Below are 18,911 nucleotides of genomic sequence, written 5' to 3'. Positions count from 1 at the left end.
AAGGCCCGGCGGGATCTCCCCCGCCGGGCCTTCTCATGTCCGGTGGAACTCTCGGGCGGTCAGCGCCAGTGCTCCCAGCCGACGGCGCCCTCGTAGGTCGCGCCGTCCACGGTGACCCCGTCGCCTTCGACGACCTCGCCGACCGCGCGCCAGCCCTCGGGCAGCGGCTGCTCCGGCGGGAACGTCGCCACCAGGGCGTGGTCCTCGCCGCCGGTGAGCACCCAGTGCCGGGCGTCCGCGCCCAGCGCCGAGGCCACCTCGGTCAGCCGCTGCGGCACTTCGATCAGCTCGTCGCGCAGGTCGATGCCGACCTGCGAGGCCGCCGCGATGTGCCCCAGGTCGGCCAGCAGCCCGTCCGAGGCGTCGATCATCGAGGTGGCGCCCGCGTCCGCGGCCAGCGGCCCCGCGGCGTACGGCGGCTCCGGCACCCGCTGCGCTCCGACGACCGCCACCGGCGAGCGGAACCCGCGCCCCAGCACCGCCAATCCCGCCGCGGCCCAGCCGAGCCGCCCCGCCACGGCCACCACATCACCCGGGCACGCCCCGGAACGCGTGACCGGGGTGCGACCCTGCAGATCGCCCAGCGCCGTGATGGAGATCGTCAGCGCGGGCGCGGTCACCATGTCCCCGCCGATGAGCCCGGCACCGACGCGCTGCGCCTCTTCCCACATGCCCGCGGACAGCTCGTCGATCACCGAGGTCGGGGTGTCCGGCGGGCAGCCCAGCCCCACCAGCAGCCCGGTCGGCACCGCCCCCATCGCGGCCACGTCGGAGAGGTTCACCGCCACGGCCTTGCGGCCCACCTGGTGCGGCGTCGACCACGCGAGCCGGAAGTGCACCTGCTCCACCAGCACGTCGGTGGTGGCGACGATCCGCCCGTCCGGCGCGGCGAGCACCGCGGCGTCGTCCCCGGGGCCGAGCAGGGTCGCGGCGGGTTGCACCCGCCCGGAGGTCACCCGCTGGATGAGGCCGAACTCACCGGCCTCGGACACGGTCTGGTCCTGCGCCGAAGTGTCCGAACCCACGTCAGACCTCCCTTTCTTGAGCATCCGCTCGGCCCGATGGGGTAGCTTTCTCCCAGTTTCCTACCCCGCGCACCAGGCCGAGACGAAGGGGCACGCCGTGGTTCAGGCATACATCCTCATCCAGACCGAAGTCGGCAAGGCCGCCGCCGTCGCCGCCGAGATCTCCGGCTCCACCGGCGTGATCACGTCCGAGGACGTGACCGGTCCGTACGACGTGATCGTGCGCGCCGAAGCGGAGAATGTCGACCAGCTGGGCAAGATGGTCGTCGCAGGCATCCAGAACGTGGAAGGCATCACCCGGACGCTGACGTGTCCGGTCGTACACCTGTGAGCGCCCGCTTCCGGGCATTCCGGTCGCGCGTGCTGTAGTGGCGCGGTGGCCGACGAACATCCCAGGTTCCCCCGCCCGGTGCTGATCACGGCGCTCGCGCTCAGCGGGTTGCTGGCGTTGGGCGTGATCTCGCTCGGGCTGGTGTCCCGGTTCTCCGAGCAGCGGCAGCAGGACGCGGTGGAGGCGGTGCAGCAGGCCCGCCGCACCGGTCCGCTGGCGCTGCCGCCCGTCCCCTCCCCCGGCGCCGACGGCCCGGAGTGCGCGCAGGTACTCGCGGGACTGCCCGCCGAGCTGGCGGTGGACGACGCCCGCGTGCCGCGCCGCGAGCTGGCCGATCCGGCGCCGGCGGGCGCGGTGGCGTGGGGCGATGCCGAGCACGACCCGATCACGGTGCGCTGCGGCCTGCCCGCGCCCGCCGAGCTGACGCCGACCTCGCCGCTGGTGCAGATCAACGGGGTGCAGTGGCTGCGGATCACCGAGGCCGGGAACACGTCGTGGCTGGCGGTGGACCGGCCGGTGTACGTGGCGCTGACCGCCCCGGAGAACTCGGGCAGCGGGCCGGTGCAGGACCTGTCGGACCGGCTGCGGGCGCTGCCCGCGAAGCCGGTCTTCCCCTGATCCCGCGACGGGGGAACCGCTGACTGCCTGTCTCTGAACCTGCCCGGCGGGTCGTGCCGGTGTCCTGTCAGCGGCGCAGCCGCTGAGCTGCCGACCAAGCACGCCACCGGCACCGCAGCGGGTTCTCAGCGTCTTCCTCGCGAGGACAGCGATTTCTCCTGTGGCGGAGCCACCGGTGAAATCGATCCCGCAGCGAGGAGGACGCTGAGGTTCCGCCACCCACCCCCCCACGCAACAGAAGCGGGAGAAGCGACAGAAGCGGGAGAAGCGGTTCAGCGCAGACCCGTGCCGCGGGCCTGCGCGGTGTCGACGAGCGTGGTCAGCAGCGTCGGGTAGTCCACCCCGGTCTGCGCCCACATCCGCGGGTACAGCGAGATCGAGGTGAACCCGGGCATGGTGTTGACCTCGTTGACGATGAGCCCGCCGTCCTCGGTGACGAAGAAGTCGACGCGGGCCAGGCCCTGGCACTCCAGCGCGCGGAACGCGGTGATCGCGGTGGCGCGCAGCTGCTCGACGGTGTCGTCGCCGACCTTGGCGGGGATGTCGAACTCGGTGACGTCGTCGAGGTACTTGGAGTCGTAGTCGTACCAGTCGGCCTCGCCGGTGACGCGGAGTTCGGCGGGCAGCGAGGCTTCGACGCGGCCGTCGGGGAATTCGAGGACGCCGCATTCGACCTCGCGACCGACGACGGCCTTCTCGATGATCACCTTGGGGTCGGTGCGGCGGGCCTCGGCGATGGCCTCGTCCAGCTGCGCCCAGTCGGTGATCTTGGTGATGCCGAGGGAGGAACCGGCGCGAGCGGGTTTCACGAACGCGGGCAGGCCGATCCGCTCCCGGCGCTCTTCATCCAAAGTGGACTGGTAGTGCCGCAGCACCTCGTAGGTGCCGACCTCGATCCCCTCCGCCGCCAGGAGCTTCTTGGTGTACTCCTTGTCCATCGACACCGCGCTGGAGAGCACGCCCGGCCCGGCGTAGGGCACGTCGGCCATCTCCAGCAGCCCCTGGATGGTGCCGTCCTCGCCGAAAGCGCCGTGCAGCACCGGGAACACGACGTCCACTTCGGACAGGACTTCGCCGCCGCGGCCGGGCTCGACCAGGATCAGGTCGCGCCGCGTCGGGTCACCGGGCAGCGCGACCGCGGTCCCCGGCGCCACTTCCGGCGCCTGCCGGTCCCGGATGGCCAGCTCCGACGGGTCCGAGGTGCCCAGCACCCAGGCGCCTTCGCGGGTGATGCCGACGGGGACGACCTCGAAGCGCTCCCGATCCAGGTGGCTCAGGACACTGCCCGCGGACAGGCAGGAAACGCCGTGCTCGGTGCTCCGTCCGCCGAAGACGACGGCCACCCTGGTCTTGCGCTCAGTCATGCGCCGGACCCTACCCGCACGCGTGCGGGCCGCCAGCGGCCTCCTCGGCGCACCAGCGGGCCACCAAATCCAGCGACCGCTCCAGGTCGGCACGCGAACACGAGGCGTAGCCGAGGGCGATCCCGGTCCAGCGCTGCGGCCCGTGGTGGTGCCTGCGCAGCCCGTCGAGCACGATGCCGTGCTCGTTTCCCCGCGCCACCACCCGGCTTTCGGCCGCGGCGGACGGCAGCGGCAGCACGACGTGCGCGCCCGCCTCGTCGCCGGACACCCCGACTCCCGCGCCGGCGAGGCGGGACACCACCAGGGCGCGCCGCTGCGACAGCTCCCGGCGCAACCTGCGCAGGTGCCGCCCCAGATCACCGTTGCGGGCGTACTCGACGAGCACCCGCTGACCGGCCGGGGCGGGCCCGGTGCTGGTGCGCTCGCGGTGCTCCAGCACCCCGGCGACCAGCCGGTCGGGACCGAGCATCCAGCCGACGCCGAGCGTCGGGGTGAGGATCTTGCTGGTGGTGCCCAGGTGCACCACCACGTCCGGCGCCATCGCGGCGAGCACCGGCAGCGGCGCCACGTCGTAGCGCAGCTCACCGTCGTAGTCGTCCTCCACGATCAGCCACCCCTCGGCGCGGGCCCGTTCCACCAGCGCGACGCGGCGTTCCGCGGGCAACCGGCCGCCGAGCGGGTACTGGTGGGCCGGGGAGCAGTACACGGCCCGCACGCCGCGCGGGATGGCGTCCACCACGATCCCGCCGTGGTCCACCGGCGCGGGCACCACGTGCGCCCCGGCCGCGAGCAGGGTCTGCACGGCGCGCTGGTAACCGGGTTCCTCCACGGCGACGGTGGCGCCGCTGCCGAGCGCGGTCGCCGCCAGCTCGGCGAGGGCCGCGGTGGTGCCGCCGGTCGCGATCACGGTGCCCAGGTGCGGACCTCCGGTGGTCATGCCGCGGTGGCGCAGCAGGTGCTCCACCACCGCGTCCCGGTACTGGTCGACGCCGGCGACCCGCCGGATCTCGTCCGGTTCGCGGTCGGCGGCGGCCCGCCACGCCCGGCGCCAGGCGGCGCGGTCGATGCCGCCGGTCCACGGGATTCCGGGCACCAGCCGCACCGTGCCCGCCCCGCCCCGGTCCGCGAGTCCCGCGGCGAGCTCCGCCGGGGTGTCGGGCGCGCCGGGCGGCGCGGTGGTGACGTAGGTGCCGGAGCCGTGCCTGCCGACGATCCAGCCCTCGGCGTGCAGCTGCTCGTAGGCGGCGGCGGTGACGGTGCGGCTGACACCGAGGTGCCGGGCGAGCGCGCGGGTCGAGGGCAGCCGGTCGCCCCCGCGGAGCTGGCCGAGCGCGGCGGCGCGGCGCAACGCGTCGGCCAGCTGCACGGCCAGCGGCCGCGCGTCGTCGCGGCGCAGCTCGACGGCCGGTTCCAGCAGCGGCGAACTCGCCGCGGGCACCGGATGTGGCATCTCAGGATTCCCCCCGCTCGGCCTCCCGATGATGCCACCGTCCGGTGCCGCGACCGGATCGGACCCGGTCAGAGCCGGGTGAGGCCGTCCACGGGGTGCAGCGAGTACGGGGTCATCCGGGTCCGGCCGGGGCGGTAGACGTGGATGGTGACCGCGGGGTCCGGTCCGTCGTTGCGGACCTGGTGCACGTGGTCGGGGCCGAACACGCGGGACTGCCCGGCCTCCAGCGGGTGCCACTCCTCGACGGGCCCGGTGGGCGTGCTGCGCACGACTCGTTCGGTGACGCTGCCGGAGACGAGGGTGAACGCCCCGGCGGCGCCGCCGTGGTCGTGCAGTTCGGTGTGCTGGCCGGGCAGCCAGCTCAGCAGCCAGGCCTCGTGGGTGCCGGTGCGCTCCAGCAGTCCGGCCCAGCGCTGTTCGGGGTCGTAGCGCAGCTGGTGCGCCCAGCCGAGCCGGTCGGCGGCGAGTTCGCGGGCGATCCGCACGGGGTGCGCGATGGCGCGGTCGGCGACGGCGGCGATGGTCTCAGGGGGTACGGCGAACACGGGAAGTCCTCGGGGTTCGTGCGGTCGGGAGCCTGCGGAGGTGGCGGTGACGCGTCCCGGTGCGGCGCGCGATCGGCGGACGTCCCGGACGTGCCGCCGCGCGGGCGGGTTCCGGGGTGGTGCGGATCGGGCGGATGTGGCGGCGCGGTCTCGGCGACGGCGCTGCGTCGGACCTCGTCGGGCGGGCCCTGGTTCAGAGGGTCTCGCGGGGTCCGGGATTCACCACGGCAGCGGGATCGATCACCGCTGCAGACAAAGCGCGCTCGCCACCCGGCGCAGGTCGATGTGACCTCGTCCACCGCTCATGGCTCGCAACACGCCGCGTAGTGAACCAGCGCCGAGCGGAACCCGTCAAGCCGATTGCGCCCGTGTCACACCACCGGGGACACGACACCGAGCGTGATCACCCGGAGTTCCCGGAGTTCCCGAGCTGAGCGGCCCGCTCGCCCGGCCTGCCGGACCGCTCCCCCGCCAGGCCGGGCGGCGGAGCGCGTCAGGACAGCGCGGCGAGGACGTCGGCGACGAGGTCGTCGGGGTCCTCGCAGCCCGCGGAGAAGCGGACGAAGCCCGGTGCCACCGGATCGCCCCACTGCGCCCGCCGGTCGACCGTGCTGTGCAGCCCGCCGAAGCTGGTGGCGGCCACGACGAGCTCGCTGCGGCGGACGAACTCGGCCACCGCCGCGGCGTCGGCGAGCTCGAAGCGGAACACCCCGCCCCAGCGCCGCATCTGCGCGCTCGCCAGCTCGTGCGCCGGGTCCTCCGGCATCCCGGGCCAGCGCAGCCCGCGCACCGCCGGGTGCTCGCGCAGCGCCGCGACCAGCGCCGCCGCGTTCGACGCCTGCCGGGCGAGCCGCAGGTCGAGGGTGCCGAGGCTGCGGTGCGCCAGCCAGGTCTCGAACGGCCCGGGGATCGACCCGGAGAGCGTGCGCGCCCGCCGCAGCCGCGCCGCGAGTTCGCCGTCGGCGGTGGACACGTGCCCGAGCAGCACGTCGCTGTGCCCGGTCAACGCCTTGGTGTCGCTGGCGATCGCGAGGTCGGCGCCGAGTTCGAGCGGCCGCTGCCCGAGCGGGGTCGCGGTGGTGTTGTCCACCGCCAGCAGCGCACCGGCCCGGTGCGCGAGCCGGGCGAGCGCGGCGATGTCGCACACGTCGAGGCCCGGGTTGGACGGGGTCTCCAGCAGCACCAGCCGCACCCCGTCGAACAGCTCCGGCGGCCACGGCCCGGTGGTGGGGATCTCCTGCACCCGCAGCGAGAGCTCGGCGAGCTCCTCGTGCACGAACTGCCGCGTCGCGTAGTAGCCGTCGCTGGGCACCAGCAGCCCGTCCCCGGCGCGCAGGACCGCGCGCAGCACGGTGCTGATCGCGGCCATCCCGGACGGCAGCAGCACGCACTCGCCGCCGTCCAGCTCGCCGATGGCGCTCTCCAGCGCCCGCCAGGTGGGGTTCCCGGCGCGACCGTAGAAGTCGGCCGCCGGATCGCCGAGGTGGTAGGGCGCGGCGAACACCGGGCCGGGCGCGAGCGGTGCCCCGGGTTCCGGTTCACCGTGACCGCCGTGCACGCAGCGGGTGCCGTCGCCGTATCCGGTTCCCTCGTCCACCGCAGACCTCCTCGCGTCCGTTCGCACCCGAACGGGTGCCCGGGCCGCAATCTAGCCGCGCCGGGCCGGGAACTCCTGCGGTGGAGCGGTGGATCACTCCGGTTTGGGCTCGCGGCCCAGCAGCATCGCGGCGCCGGGCGCGGGCGCGAGTCCTTCGTGGCAGACGCGGTGCACGACCTCGGTGATCGGCATCTCGACGCCGTGCCGGGCGGCGAGCGCCCGGATGGACGAGCAGGACTTGACGCCCTCGGCGACCTGCCCGTGGGTGGCGTCCTGCGCCTGCTCCAGGGTTTCGCCGCGGCCGAGGCGCTCGCCGAACGTCCGGTTCCGGGACAGCGGCGAGGTGCAGGTGGCGACCAGGTCGCCGAGCCCGGCGAGCCCGGCGAAGGTCATCGGCTCCGCCCCGAGCGCCGCGCCCAGCCGCGTCGTCTCCGCGAGCCCGCGGGTGATCAGCGAGGACATCGTGTTGTGTCCGAACCCGAGCCCGGCGGCCATCCCGCAGGCCAGCGCCATCACGTTCTTGCAGGCCCCGGCGAGCTCGATGCCCACCAGGTCGGTGTTGGTGTAGGGCCGGAAGTAGCCGGTGGAGCAGGCGGCCTGCAGCGCGACGGCCCGGTCGTGGTCGGTGCAGGCGACGACGGTGGCGGTGGGCTGCTCGGCGGCGATCTCCTTGGCGAGGTTCGGGCCGGAGACCACGGCGACCTGCGCCATCGGCACGTCGGCGACCTCCGCGACGACCTCGCTCATCCGCTTGAGGGTGCTGAGCTCGACGCCCTTCGCGAGGCTGACGAGCGTCGCGTCCGGCGGCAGCAGGGGCTGCCAGCCCGCCAGGTTCTCCCGCAGCGTCTGGCTGGGCACCGCGAGCACCACGGCGTCGGCGCCGTGCATGGCCGCGGCCGCGTCGTCGGTGGCGCGCAGCGATTCCGGCAGCGGCACGCCCGGCAGGTAGCCGGGGTTGTGGTGCTCGGTGTTGATCCGCTCGGCGATCTCGGTGCGGCGCGCCCACAGGGTGACGTCGCTGCCCGCGTCGGCGAGGACCTTCGCGAAGGTGGTGCCCCAGGAACCGGCCCCGAGCACCGCGATCCGCTGCGCGGGCTCAGCTGCGGTCATCGTCGTTCCGGGGTTCGCGGCGGCGCGCCGGGGAGTGGAAGTCCGCGGGCGGTTCTTGCTCGCGGATCTCGCCGAGCAGCTCGCGCACCCGGCCCATCGCGAGCTCGCTGATCTCGCGCAGCACCTGCGGGTCGGCGGCGCGACCCCGGTACTCGCCGAGGTCGAGCGGTTCGCCGATGCGCACGTGCACGGTCTTGCGCGGCAGCGGCCGGAACTTCTTCGAGTAGTGGTCGTAGATGTCGCGGGTGCCCCAGCGGGCGGCGGGCACCACCGGAACGTCGTGCTCCAGGGCGAGGCGGGCGACGCCGGCCTTCGGGTTCATCGGCCAGCCCTCGGGGTCCTTGGTGACGGTCCCGTCCGGGTAGATGATCACGATCTTGCCGGCTTCGAGGGAGTCGTGCGCGGCTTCGAGGCTCTTGCGCGCGTCCGCGGTCCGCCGGAACACGGGGATCTGCTCGACGCCGGTGAGCACGTTGCGCAGCACCGGCACGTTCCACAGCGTGTTCTTGGCCATGAACCGCGGAATCCGCGCGGCCCGGTGCACGGTGACGCCGTCGTAGAGCGGGTCCAGGTGGGACACGTGGTTGAGCACCAGCAGCGCGGGCCCGGTGGCGGGGATGTTCGCCAGCCCGTGCACCCGCACCCGGGAGAGCAGGGTGGTCACCGGGTAGAACACGATCGCGGCGAGCCGCAGCCAGAACCGGCCCATCGCCGTCGGCGGCCGTTCCTTGGTCCGCTTGCGCGGCCGTTTGAGGCTTGCCGGTTCCACCACGCGCGTCTCCTCCCGCTCTCAGAGCGGCTGTCAAGTTACCTGGCGCACGCTCTCGCCCGGCGGGCGGTGCGGTCGCGGCGGGCATACTCGGTGATCGACGGCCGGAGCGGAGGATGGCGGGATGAGCCTCGGAGTGTCCTTGCTGGTGCCGGTGAAGCCGTTGCACCTGGCGAAGTCGCGGTTGCGCGGCGAGCGGCCCGCCGAGCGGCACGCGGACCTGGTGAGCGCGATCGCGCACGACGCGGTGGACGCCGCGCGCCGCACCCCCGGTGTGCGGGAGGTGCTGGTGGTGTCCTCCGATCCGCGGCTGGCCGGTTCGTTCGCGGCGGAGGGCGTCGAGGTGGTGCCGGACGATCCCGCGGCGGGTCTGAACCCGGCGCTGGAGCACGGCGCGCGGTGGTTGCGGCACCGCGGTGCGCGGGTCGGCGCGCTGCAAGCGGATCTGCCCGCGCTGCGCCCGGCGGAACTGGCGGCGGCGCTGGAGCTGGCCGGGCCGGACCGCGCGTTCTGCGCGGACCACCTGGGCACCGGGACGACGCTGCTGCTGGCCGGGGTGGACGGTGCGCTCGATCCGCGGTTCGGTCCGGGTTCGGCGGCGGCGCACGCGGCGTCCGGGGCGCGGCGGCTGGACGGGGCCTGGGAGTCGCTGCGCTGCGATGTGGACACCGCGGAGGACTTGCGGCGGGCGACCGGGCTGGGGCTCGGCGAGCGCACGTCCGCGTGGCTGGCGGGGACGGCCGGACACCTGCGCTGACCTGTGTGGTGTTCCCGCTGACAAAGGTCGAGCCGCGGCGGCCGGATGGGTGAGAATGGCCTCGTGAGTACCGACAACAGCGATCACGAGACCACCCCACCAGCGCGCCGCCGGACCTCGTCGACCGCCGGGTCCGCCGGTGCTCGCCGGAATTCGCCGAAGTCCGGCCGCGGGAGCCGGACGGCGGGAGCTCCGGAGGTGTCCGGGCCGGACGCGGCGGGCGGTTCCGCCGGTGCGGCGGGCACCGCGGAGCGCGTCGCCGAATCCGGTGCGGTCGGGTCGGAGGCGACCGCAGCGGGCGCGAAGCGGCGTTCCCCGGCGAGATCGACGACCGGTTCGCGGACCACCGCGAAGTCCTCGACCGCGAAGAAGGGGACCGCCGGGTCCACGAACCGGTCCGGTGCGACGGCGAAACCGCGCAGCTCGGCCAAGTCGGCGGCCGGGACGACCACGGCGTCCGCCGCGAAGTCGACGACCACGGCCAAGTCGACGACCGCGGCCAAGTCGGGTTCCGCGGCCAAGTCGACGAGGTCGTCGGCGAAGACCTCGGCAGCCGGGTCCCCGGCCTCGACGCAGTCCCCGGCCTCGGCCGACTCCCCGCCCACCGCAGGCCCCCGCACCACGGGCCGGGCCGCGACCAGGTCCGCGGCGGCGAAGACCGCCTCGGCCGGTTCCAGAGCGGCCAAGCCCACCACGCGCCGCACCTCGGCCGATCGCACCGCGCTGCCACCGGTCCGCGGCGCGGCGAAGGTCGTGGACGGCGGTGACGGCGCCCGGGTGCCCGCCGCTCCCCCGGCGGTGACCCGCGCGGCGGCCAGCACCGACCTGCCCGACGACCGCTACCTGAACCGCGAGCTGTCCTGGCTGGACTTCAACGCCCGGGTGCTGGCGGTCGCCGAGGACCCGTCGCAGCCGGTGCTGGAGCGCGCCAAGTTCCTGGCGATCTTCGCGTCCAACCTGGACGAGTTCTACATGGTGCGCGTGGCGGGCCTGAAGCGGCGCGAGGAGACGGGTCTGTCGGTGCGCAGCGCGGACGGGCTCACCCCGCACGAGCAGCTGACCCGGATCTCGGCGCGGAACCAGGAGCTGACGAAGAAGCTGGGCCGCACGTTCCTGGACGAGCTGCTGCCGGAGCTGGAGGCCAACGGCATCCGCATCCAGCGCTGGAGCATGCTGGCGGCGGCCGAGCAGCAGGTGCTGGGCCGGTACTTCGACGACCACATCTTCCCGGTGCTCACCCCGCTCGCGGTGGACCCGGCGCACCCGTTCCCGTACATCTCGGGACTGTCGCTGAACCTCGCGGTGACCGTCAGCGACCCGGAGGAGGGCCTGCGCCGCTTCGCCAGGGTGAAGGTGCCGGACAACGTGCCGCGGCTGATCCGGGTGGAGGCGGACCGGGAGCAGGAGCGGGCGACGTTCCTGCCGCTGGAGGAGCTCATCGCCGCGCACCTGGACAAGTTGTTCCCCGGCATGGACATCAGCGACCACCACATCTTCCGGGTGACGCGCAACGCGGACCTGGAGGTGGAGGAGGACCGCGACGAGGACCTGCTGCAGGCGATGGAGCGGGAGCTGGCGCGGCGCCGCTTCGGCCCGCCGGTGCGCCTCGAGGTCACCGACACGATGAGCGACACGATGCTCGAACTGCTGCTGCGCGAGCTGGAGGTCGACGAGCACGACGTGGTGGAGGTGCCGGGCCTGCTGGACCTGTCCTGCCTGTTCCAGCTGGACAAGCTGCAGCGCCCCGAGCTGAAGAACCCGCCGTTCGTGCCCGCCACCCACCCGGCGTTCGCCGAGGGGCAGACGCCGAAGAGCATCTTCGCGACGCTGCGCGAGGGCGACGTGCTGGTGCACCACCCGTACGACGCGTTCTCCACCTCGGTGCAGCGGTTCATAGAGCAGGCGGCCGCCGACCCGCACGTGCTGGCGATCAAGCAGACGCTGTACCGCACCTCCGGTGATTCGCCGATCGTGAACGCGCTGATCGACGCCGCCGAGGCGGGCAAGCAGGTCGTGGCGCTGGTCGAGCTGAAGGCCCGGTTCGACGAGCAGGCGAACATCCAGTGGGCGCGCACCCTGGAGCGCGCGGGCGTGCACGTGGTCTACGGCCTGGTGGGCCTCAAGACGCACTGCAAGACGGCGCTGGTGGTCCGGCAGGAGGGGTCGGCGATCCGCCGCTACTGCCACCTGGGCACCGGCAACTACAACCCGAAGACGGCGCGCACCTACGAGGACCTGGGGCTGCTGACGGCCGCGCCGGAGGTGGGCGCGGACCTCACGGACCTGTTCAACGTGCTCACCGGCTACGCCCGGCACAGCACCTACCGGCGGATCCTGGTGTCGCCGCACGGGATTCGGCTCGGCATCGTGGAGCGCATCGAGGCGGAGGCGGCACGCGCCCGCACCGGCCTGCCCTGCGGCATCCGGATGAAGGTCAACTCGCTGGTCGACGAGCAGATCATCGATGCGCTGTACCGCGCTTCGCTGGCGGGCGTGCCGATCCGGATCGTGGTGCGCGGCATCTGCGCGCTGCAGGCCGGGGTGGAGGGCCTCAGCGAGAACATCGAGGTCCGTTCGATCCTGGGCCGATTCCTGGAGCACTCCAGGGTGTTCCACTTCGTCGGCATCGACGAGCGCTGGATCGGCAGCGCCGACATGATGCACCGCAACCTGGACCGCCGGATCGAGACGCAGGTGCGGGTGGTGGACCCGAAGCTGACCGAACAGCTGGACGCGATGCTGGATTCGGCGCTGGACGCGCAGACGCGCTGCTGGGTGCTCAACGCGAAGGGCGATTGGGAAGCCTCGCCGCGCAGCGGTGAGCAGGTCCGGGACCACCAGACGGAGATGTTGCGCCAGCACGGGGCGAAGGTGTCATGACTGCACGGCACGAACCGGAACGACGGCCGATGAACGGGAACCTGCCGGTGACGGTCCGCGCCGCGGGGGCGGTGCTGTGCCGCCCGGGCAGCGGTGGCGCGCCCGAGGTGGCCGTGGTGCACCGCCCGCGCCACGACGACTGGTCGCTGCCGAAGGGGAAGCTCGATCCCGGCGAGACCTCCGCGCACGCCGCGGTGCGGGAGGTGCGGGAGGAGACCGGGTTCGGCTGCGTGCTGACCGGTTACCTGACCCGGGTGCACTACGAGGTGCCCGCCCCCGGCGGTGGCCGCACCGGCAAGCGGGTGGACTACTTCACGGCCCGCGCCGAGCACGGCGAGTTCGCGGCGAACGACGAGGTCGACGAGCTGGTGTGGGTGGCGCTGCCGAAGGCGCGGGAGCTGATGACCTACCCGCAGGACCGGCGGGTGCTGGACGAGTTCGCGGCGCTGCCGGAGGATCCGGTGACGCTGCTGCTGGTGCGGCACGCGAAAGCGGGACGGCGAGCGGAGTTCGACGGCGACGACACGATGCGCCCGCTGTCGGGCACCGGCCGCAGGCAGCGGGACGCGCTGCACTCGTGGCTGCCGCTGTTCGGCCCGGAACGGGTGTACTCGGCGCCGCGGCTGCGCTGCGCGGAGACGGTGCGGCCGGTCGCCGCGGACCTGGGCATCGAGGTGGCCGCGGAGCCGCTGCTGTCCGAGGAGGGCTACCGGGCCGATCCGGAGGCCGCGGTGCACCGGTTCCTGCGCATCGCGGCGGGGGCGGGCACGGCCGTGGTGTGCAGCCAGGGCGGGGTGATCCCGGACCTGGTGGCCCGGCTGGCGCGGTCCGCCGAACGCGCTCCGGGCGGTTTAGGGCCGGACGCCGCCGATCCGGGCGGGTTGGTCCAGCGGGGCGCCATCGTCCGGAACGGGGTGCTGCGGGACGGTTCGCGCAGCCGGAGCACCGGCCGCGGCGAGGGCGGCGATCCGGCCAGCGCCAAGGGCAGCGTGTGGACGCTGCGGTTCAGCCGGGACGCGCATTCGGGCAACGGTTCGGGTCCGCTGCTGCGGCTGGTGTCAGCGGACTACTTGGCGGATCCGTCCGGTCGTTGACGGCCGGTCGGGGCGGATTCCGCTCGGCCCACCGGAATGTTCCGGTGGCCGGGCGGATTTCCGCGGAACGGTCCCGCAACCGACCGGAATCGTCCTGCACCGCCCTTGCCCGATCCCGCACCATCTCGGAACCGCACCGGAACGGTCCTCGCCGCGCCGGCCGCCGCTTCCCGGAAAACCCCCGGAACGGCGATGATCCCGGCCCGATCGCCTGGTAGCGATCGTGCCGGGATCATCGCGGAATGCTCGCGGAGCGCTGCTCGCGCACGGCCGCGGCGCCCGTGGACCGGGTACCGGGGCCGCCCGCCGCTCCGCCGCCGCGCTTGGCGCGGATGACGCCGCGCGGTGTGCGTGACCGCCACCCGCGCCCGCCGTGGTTCGGCTCGCTCAGGCGGCGAGCGCTCACTTCTTGGCGGTCTTGCGCGTGGTCTTGCCGGTGGAGGCCTTGGCGGTCGAGGTCTGACCGGTGGTCTTGGCCGCCGAGGTCTTCGCGGCGGTGGACTTGGTCGACTTCGCCGCTGCGGCCTTCGGCGCGGCCTTGGTGGCGGTGGCCTTCTTCGGCGCCGCCTTGGTGGCGGTGCTCTTGGCGGCCGTGCTCTTGGCGGCGGTGCTCTTGGTCGCGGTGCTCTTGGGAGCAGCGGCCTTCGCGGTGCCGGTCTTGGCGGTGCTCGCCTTGGCGGCGGGCGCCTTGGCGGCGGTGGACTTGGCGGCGGCGGCCTTGGTGCCCGCTGCGGCCTTCGGCGCGGCCTTGGTGGCGGCCGGCTTGGCGCTGGACCGCGTGGCGGCGGCCTTCTTCGGCGCGGTCTTGGTGGCGGCGGCCGTCTTCGCGGTGCTCGCCTTGGTGCCCGCGGCCTTGGTGGCGGGCGCCTTGGTGGCGGCCGGGGACTTGGCCGTGGCCCGGCCGGTGCCCGCGGTCTTGGTGGCGGTGGCGCGGGTGCCCGCGGACTTGGTGCCCGCCGACTTCGCCGCGGTCGCGCGGGGCAGTTTCCGGCTGCCGCCGACGACTTCCTTGAACTGGGTGCCGGCGCGGAATGCCGGGACGTTGGTCTTCTTCACCTTGACGGCTTCGCCGGTCCGCGGGTTGCGCGCGGTGCGGGCGGCACGTGCGCGCTTCTCGAAGACGCCGAAGCCGGTGATGTTGACCTTCTCGCCCTTGTTGACGTTGCGGACGATGAGGTCCACGACGCCTTCCACCGCCTGACTGGCGGTCTTCTTGTCGCCGAGGCGTTCCGCGAGTGCCTCGATGAGTTGGGCCTTGTTCACTTCAGTCCCTCCCAGGACAACAACGGCCCCGTCGGGCCGACTCGAAACCCACGGTAAAGCCCCGAACTGCCGAATGCCATTCGCCACGCCCCATTTTTTCGTTGGGGCGTGGGGGCTTTCGGCGGCTCGGGGCTCGTCGCGCCGGTTTCCCGGTGAGGTTGTGAACACCGGCCGCGAATCGGTTCTTCCCTGCGCAGAAAGGAGAATCCGCTTCGCGGCCGGAGCCGATCAGCCCGCGCGAGCGGGCAGCGTCGCGGGTTTGAAGGCAGGCCGGGTTTTTTCGTACGTGTCGATCGTCTCGGCGTGGCGCAGCGTCAAACCGATGTCGTCGAGGCCTTCCAGCAACCGCCAGCGGGTGTAGTCGTCGATGCCGAACGGCACCGTGAGGTCCTTCGCCTGCACGGTCCGCTCGACCAGGTCGACGGTCACTTCGGTGCCGGGTTCGTTCTCCAGCAACTTCCAGAGCAGTTCCACATCGGACTGCGCGCACTCGGCGGCGAGCAGTCCCTGCTTGCCGGAGTTGCCGCGGAAGATGTCGGCGAACCGGGACGAGATGACCACCCGGAAGCCGTAGTCCTTCAGCGCCCAGACGGCGTGCTCGCGAGACGATCCGGTGCCGAAGTCCGGCCCGGCGACCAGCACGCTGCCGTTCCGGTACGCGTCGTGGTTGAGCACGAAGGTCTCGTCGCCGCGCCATCCGGCGAACAACGCGTCCTCGAACCCGGTCCGCGCGACCCGTTTGAGGTACACCGCGGGGATGATCTGGTCAGTGTCCACGTTGGACCGCCGCAGCGGAACGCCGACGCCGGTGTGCTCGGTGAACGGTTCCATCGAACGTTGCTCCTTTCGGGTCGTGGTGGCTCAGTCGAGGTCTTCGGGCGAGGACAGGGTGCCGCGGACGGCGGTCGCGGCCGCCACCAGCGGGGAGACCAGGTGGGTGCGCCCGCCTTTGCCCTGCCGCCCTTCGAAGTTCCGGTTGGAGGTGGAGGCGCTGCGCTCGCCGGGGGCGAGCTGGTCGGGGTTCATGCCCAGGCACATGGAGCAGCCCGCGGAACGCCATTCGGCGCCCGCCGCGGTGAAGACCTCGTCGAGCCCTTCGGTCTCGGCCTGCAGCCGGACCTTCATCGAGCCGGGGACGACGAGCATCCGCACGTCCTGGGCCACCTTGCGGCCGTCCAGGACGCCCGCTGCGGCCCGCAGGTCCTCGATGCGGCCGTTGGTGCAGGAACCGAGGAAGACGGTGTCCACGGCGACTTCGCGCAGCGGGGTGCCGCCTTCGAGGCCCATGTAGTCGAGCGCCTTCTCGACGGCGTAGCGCTCGGCGTCGTCGCCGATGTCCGCGGGATCGGGGATCCGCTCCCCCAGCGGCAGGCCCTGCCCGGGATTGGTGCCCCAGGTGACGAACGGGGTGAGCGCGTCGGCGTCGATGGTGACCTCGGCGTCGAATTCGGCGCCGTCGTCGGTCCGCAGCGTCTTCCAGTACTCGACGGCGGCGTCCCAGTCGGCGCCTTCCGGCGCGTGCGGACGTCCCTTGAGGTACTCGAAGGTCGTTTCGTCAGGGGCGATCATCCCGGCGCGGGCGCCCGCTTCGATCGACATGTTGCAGATCGTCATGCGGGCTTCCATGGACAGCTGCCGGATCGCTTCGCCGCGGTATTCGAGGACGTAGCCCTGCCCGCCACCGGTGCCGATCTTCGCGATGACGGCGAGGATGACGTCCTTGCTCGTGACTCCGGGGCGCAGCGTGCCCTCGACGTTGACGGCCATCGTCTTGAACGGGCGCAGCGGCAGCGTCTGGGTGGCGAGCACGTGCTCCACCTCGGAGGTGCCGATGCCGAACGCGAGCGCGCCGAACGCGCCGTGGGTGGAGGTGTGGCTGTCGCCGCACACCACCGTGGTGCCGGGCTGGGTGAGCCCCAGCTGCGGCCCCACCACGTGCACGATGCCCTGCTCCGCGTCGCCCATCGGGTGCAGGCGGACGCCGAATTCCTCGCAGTTGCGCCGCAAGGTGTCCACCTGGGTGCGGGACACGGGGTCCGCGATCGGCAGGTCGATGCCGGTGGTGGGCACGTTGTGGTCTTCGGTGGCGATCGTCAGGTCGGGTCGCCGGACGGGGCGGCCTGCCAGGCGCAGGCCTTCGAACGCCTGCGGGCTGGTGACTTCGTGCACGAGGTGGAGGTCGATGTAGAGCAGGTCGGGTTCGTGGCCTTCACCTCGGCGCACGATGTGGCCTTCCCAGACCTTCTCCGCGAGCGTGTTGCCCATCGCTCCTCCCCATCGAGATGTGGTGGTCGCACCCCGGTTCCGGGGCACTGTCCCAAAGAGTGGACTTCTCAGATATCGAGAAGTTAATATCGGTACGTGGGACAGCATAGCGGTATCGGAGTGTTGGACAAGGCGGTGGCCGTGCTGCAGGCGGTGGCCGGTGAGCCGTGCGGTTTGACGGAGCTGTGCGGCCGGACGGGCTTGCCGCGGGCGACCGCGCACCGGTTGGCGGTGGGCTTGGAGGTGCACCGCTTGCTGCGCCGCGGTTCGGACGGCCGGTGGCGTCCCGGCGCCGCGTTGGCGGAGCTGGCCGGGGGCGCGGTGGATCCGCTGCTGGAGGCGGCCTCGACGGTGTTGCCCAAATTGCGGGACATCACGGGCGAGAGCGTGCAGCTCTACCGCCGGGACGGCATGCAGCGCTTGTGCATCGCGTCGGCGGAGCCGCCGAGCGGCCTGCGCGACACGGTGCCGGTGGGGAGCACGTTGCCGATGGTGGCGGGTTCGGGCGCGAAGGTCCTTGCGGCGTGGGCGGATCCGGCCACCCAGCGCGCGGTCCTCGCCGAGGCGGTGTTCGGCGAACGCACCCTCCTGGAGGTCCGCCGCCGCGGCTGGGCCCAGAGCGTCGCGGAACGCGAGTCCGGAGTGGCCAGCGTCTCGGCTCCCGTCCGGGATTCCCAAGGCACGGTGGTGGCCGCGATCTCGGTCTCCGGCCCCATCGACCGCATGGGCAGAAGGCCAGGAGCCCGCTGGGCCCAAGACCTGCTGGCAGCCACCGAAGGCCTCCAGAACCGCCTCTGACCCCGACACGCAGGCAACCGGGAAGCAGGGCAGCGGAAAGCACCCCGCCCAACGCCCAACGGCCGAAGGCCGAGGCCGAGGCCGAGGCCGAGGCCGAGGCCGAGGCCGAGGCCGAGGCCGAGGCCGAGAAAACCCAACCACACCCCACGACCAATCACCCCAATAAGAAAAGCCCCGCTTCCAAAGGAAGCGGGGCTTTTCTCCGTAGTCCCGACGGGATTCGAACCCGCGCTGCCGGCGTGAGAGGCCGGAGTCCTAGGCCGCTAGACGACGGGACCGAGCAACAAAAAGAACTCTACAACACCCCAACCACCACCGAACAACCACCCCCCGAAGCAAGCAACAAGCGAGGAGCAATCCCCCCAGAAGACAAACCCCCGAAGCAACGAGCAAAGACCCGCACCCCAACAACCCACCCCCGAAGCCGCAGGCGAGAAACCCCAAGCGAAGGGCGGCAGGCGAAGGACCCAGCCCCACACACCACTCCCAAAGCGGGAAGCGCAACGCGCCCCCCGCAAGCCACGCCCCACGCCCCACGCCCCGCAACCCGCAACCCGCAACCCACCCCAACCGCACCCCCCGCACCGTGGGGGTCTGGGGGGTCGCCCCCCAGAAAGAGGACGAACACGGAAAAGTCCCCACTCCCGAAGGGAGTGAGGACTGAACACGCGAACGTAGCCCCGACGGGATTCGAACCCGCGCTACCGGCGTGAGAGGCCGGCGTCCTAGGCCGCTAGACGACGGGGCCCTAGAACGAACGATCTGTGTTGATCGTTCCGCTGGGGTACCAGGACTCGAACCTAGACTAACTGAACCAGAATCAGTCGTGCTGCCGATTACACCATACCCCATCGGCTTCGGCGTTCAGCGGTCTTGGTCCGGGCTTCTGGGGGAAGTCCGGCTCTTTCGCCGCTGTCCGCCTTGCTGATGAAAATAGTAGAGCATGGCCCGCGGGGCCGTGACAGCACCCCCCTCTTCGGATGAATTCCCTGGTGGGCGCGGGTTTCGGGGCGCTGTCCGGTGGGCGTCGTCGCCGGGGTCGCGG

16 protein-coding genes, 3 tRNA genes and 1 pseudogene are annotated in these 18,911 nt (G+C 72.7%); 6 read left to right on the top strand and 14 right to left on the bottom strand.

Annotated elements, in window-relative coordinates; genetic code table 11:
* Positions 1-59 precede the first annotated feature (59 nt).
* Positions 60-1,049 (bottom strand): thiamine-phosphate kinase, encoded by a 990-nt coding sequence (locus tag ABZ805_RS11175; RefSeq protein ID WP_358437685.1) that lies wholly within the window; start codon positions 1,047-1,049, stop codon positions 60-62.
* A gap of 73 nt (positions 1,050-1,122) precedes the next feature.
* On the opposite strand from ABZ805_RS11175, the gene ABZ805_RS11170 reads away from it, so the two are divergent.
* Positions 1,123-1,356: an Lrp/AsnC ligand binding domain-containing protein gene (locus ABZ805_RS11170; protein WP_184481871.1), complete on the top strand. Its 234-nt coding sequence runs from the start codon at positions 1,123-1,125 to the stop codon at positions 1,354-1,356.
* 45 nt (positions 1,357-1,401) lie between these two features.
* Positions 1,402-1,974, top strand: coding sequence for a DUF3515 domain-containing protein (locus ABZ805_RS11165; RefSeq protein WP_358437682.1), 573 nt, complete (start codon positions 1,402-1,404; stop codon positions 1,972-1,974).
* Positions 1,975-2,246: 272 nt separating this feature from the next.
* On the opposite strand, the gene ABZ805_RS11160 is transcribed toward ABZ805_RS11165, so the two are convergent.
* From ABZ805_RS11160 to ABZ805_RS11135, 6 genes are all read right to left on the bottom strand, one after another.
* Complete coding sequence (locus tag ABZ805_RS11160; RefSeq protein WP_358437679.1) at positions 2,247-3,338, bottom strand: D-alanine--D-alanine ligase family protein; 1,092 nt, start codon at positions 3,336-3,338, stop codon at positions 2,247-2,249.
* Between the two features lie 10 nt (positions 3,339-3,348).
* Positions 3,349-4,788 carry a PLP-dependent aminotransferase family protein gene (locus ABZ805_RS11155; RefSeq protein ID WP_358437676.1) on the bottom strand — a complete coding sequence of 480 codons (1,440 nt, stop codon included), beginning with the start codon at positions 4,786-4,788 and terminating at the stop codon, positions 3,349-3,351.
* Between the two features lie 68 nt (positions 4,789-4,856).
* Complete coding sequence (locus tag ABZ805_RS11150) at positions 4,857-5,333, bottom strand: cysteine dioxygenase family protein (protein WP_358437673.1); 477 nt, start codon at positions 5,331-5,333, stop codon at positions 4,857-4,859.
* Between the two features lie 493 nt (positions 5,334-5,826).
* Positions 5,827-6,930: a cystathionine gamma-lyase gene (locus ABZ805_RS11145; RefSeq protein ID WP_358437671.1), complete on the bottom strand. Its 1,104-nt coding sequence runs from the start codon at positions 6,928-6,930 to the stop codon at positions 5,827-5,829.
* A gap of 93 nt (positions 6,931-7,023) precedes the next feature.
* Positions 7,024-8,040 carry an NAD(P)H-dependent glycerol-3-phosphate dehydrogenase gene (locus ABZ805_RS11140; protein WP_358437668.1) on the bottom strand — a complete coding sequence of 339 codons (1,017 nt, stop codon included), beginning with the start codon at positions 8,038-8,040 and terminating at the stop codon, positions 7,024-7,026.
* Positions 8,027-8,812 (bottom strand): lysophospholipid acyltransferase family protein, encoded by a 786-nt coding sequence (locus ABZ805_RS11135; RefSeq protein ID WP_358437665.1) that lies wholly within the window; start codon positions 8,810-8,812, stop codon positions 8,027-8,029. Before ABZ805_RS11135 ends, ABZ805_RS11140 begins: the two co-directional genes overlap by 14 nt.
* A gap of 121 nt (positions 8,813-8,933) precedes the next feature.
* Between ABZ805_RS11135 and cofC the strand changes: the two genes are divergently transcribed.
* Positions 8,934-9,566: a 2-phospho-L-lactate guanylyltransferase gene (cofC, locus tag ABZ805_RS11130; RefSeq protein WP_358437662.1), complete on the top strand. Its 633-nt coding sequence runs from the start codon at positions 8,934-8,936 to the stop codon at positions 9,564-9,566.
* Positions 9,567-9,649: 83 nt separating this feature from the next.
* Here the strand turns inward: cofC and ABZ805_RS11125 are convergent, their stop codons facing one another.
* Positions 9,650-10,261 carry a hypothetical protein gene (locus ABZ805_RS11125; RefSeq protein ID WP_358437710.1) on the bottom strand — a complete coding sequence of 204 codons (612 nt, stop codon included), beginning with the start codon at positions 10,259-10,261 and terminating at the stop codon, positions 9,650-9,652.
* Between ABZ805_RS11125 and ABZ805_RS11120 the strand changes: the two are divergent.
* Positions 10,209-12,446: pseudogene (locus ABZ805_RS11120) on the top strand (RNA degradosome polyphosphate kinase); the annotation flags it as partial. The gene ABZ805_RS11125 and the pseudogene ABZ805_RS11120 overlap by 53 nt on opposite strands.
* A complete protein-coding gene (locus ABZ805_RS11115) occupies positions 12,443-13,540 on the top strand; it encodes an NUDIX hydrolase (protein ID WP_358437659.1) in 1,098 nt (365 codons plus the stop codon). The pseudogene ABZ805_RS11120 and the gene ABZ805_RS11115, both read left to right, overlap by 4 nt.
* 402 nt (positions 13,541-13,942) lie before the next feature.
* Here ABZ805_RS11115 and ABZ805_RS11110 read toward each other — a convergent pair whose 3' ends face one another.
* The 3 genes from ABZ805_RS11110 to leuC form a co-directional block, all read right to left on the bottom strand.
* Complete coding sequence (locus tag ABZ805_RS11110; RefSeq protein WP_358437656.1) at positions 13,943-14,803, bottom strand: HU family DNA-binding protein; 861 nt, start codon at positions 14,801-14,803, stop codon at positions 13,943-13,945.
* Between the two features lie 228 nt (positions 14,804-15,031).
* Positions 15,032-15,634: a 3-isopropylmalate dehydratase small subunit gene (leuD, locus tag ABZ805_RS11105; RefSeq protein ID WP_358437653.1), complete on the bottom strand. Its 603-nt coding sequence runs from the start codon at positions 15,632-15,634 to the stop codon at positions 15,032-15,034.
* A 30-nt stretch (positions 15,635-15,664) separates the two neighbouring features.
* Positions 15,665-17,068 (bottom strand): 3-isopropylmalate dehydratase large subunit, encoded by a 1,404-nt coding sequence (gene leuC / locus ABZ805_RS11100; RefSeq protein WP_358437651.1) that lies wholly within the window; start codon positions 17,066-17,068, stop codon positions 15,665-15,667.
* A gap of 96 nt (positions 17,069-17,164) precedes the next feature.
* Here leuC and ABZ805_RS11095 point away from each other — a divergent pair, with 96 nt between their 5' ends.
* The gene (locus ABZ805_RS11095; RefSeq protein ID WP_358437648.1) at positions 17,165-17,866 is read left to right on the top strand and encodes an IclR family transcriptional regulator; all 702 of its coding nucleotides are present in this window, start codon (positions 17,165-17,167) and stop codon (positions 17,864-17,866) included.
* Positions 17,867-18,071: 205 nt separating this feature from the next.
* Here ABZ805_RS11095 and ABZ805_RS11090 read toward each other — a convergent pair.
* The 3 genes from ABZ805_RS11090 to ABZ805_RS11080 form a co-directional block, all read right to left on the bottom strand.
* Positions 18,072-18,144 (bottom strand) — tRNA-Glu (locus ABZ805_RS11090).
* 397 nt (positions 18,145-18,541) lie between these two features.
* A tRNA-Glu gene (locus tag ABZ805_RS11085) sits at positions 18,542-18,614 on the bottom strand.
* A 31-nt stretch (positions 18,615-18,645) separates the two neighbouring features.
* Positions 18,646-18,717, bottom strand: a tRNA-Gln gene (locus ABZ805_RS11080).
* Between the last annotated feature and the right edge of the window lie 194 nt (positions 18,718-18,911).

This window comes from Saccharopolyspora sp. NPDC047091, assembly GCF_040643635.1.
Lineage (GTDB): Bacteria > Actinomycetota > Actinomycetes > Mycobacteriales > Pseudonocardiaceae > Saccharopolyspora_C.
The sequence above is the reverse complement of the archived record's forward strand: the minus strand, read 5'-3'. Positions and strand labels throughout refer to the sequence as shown.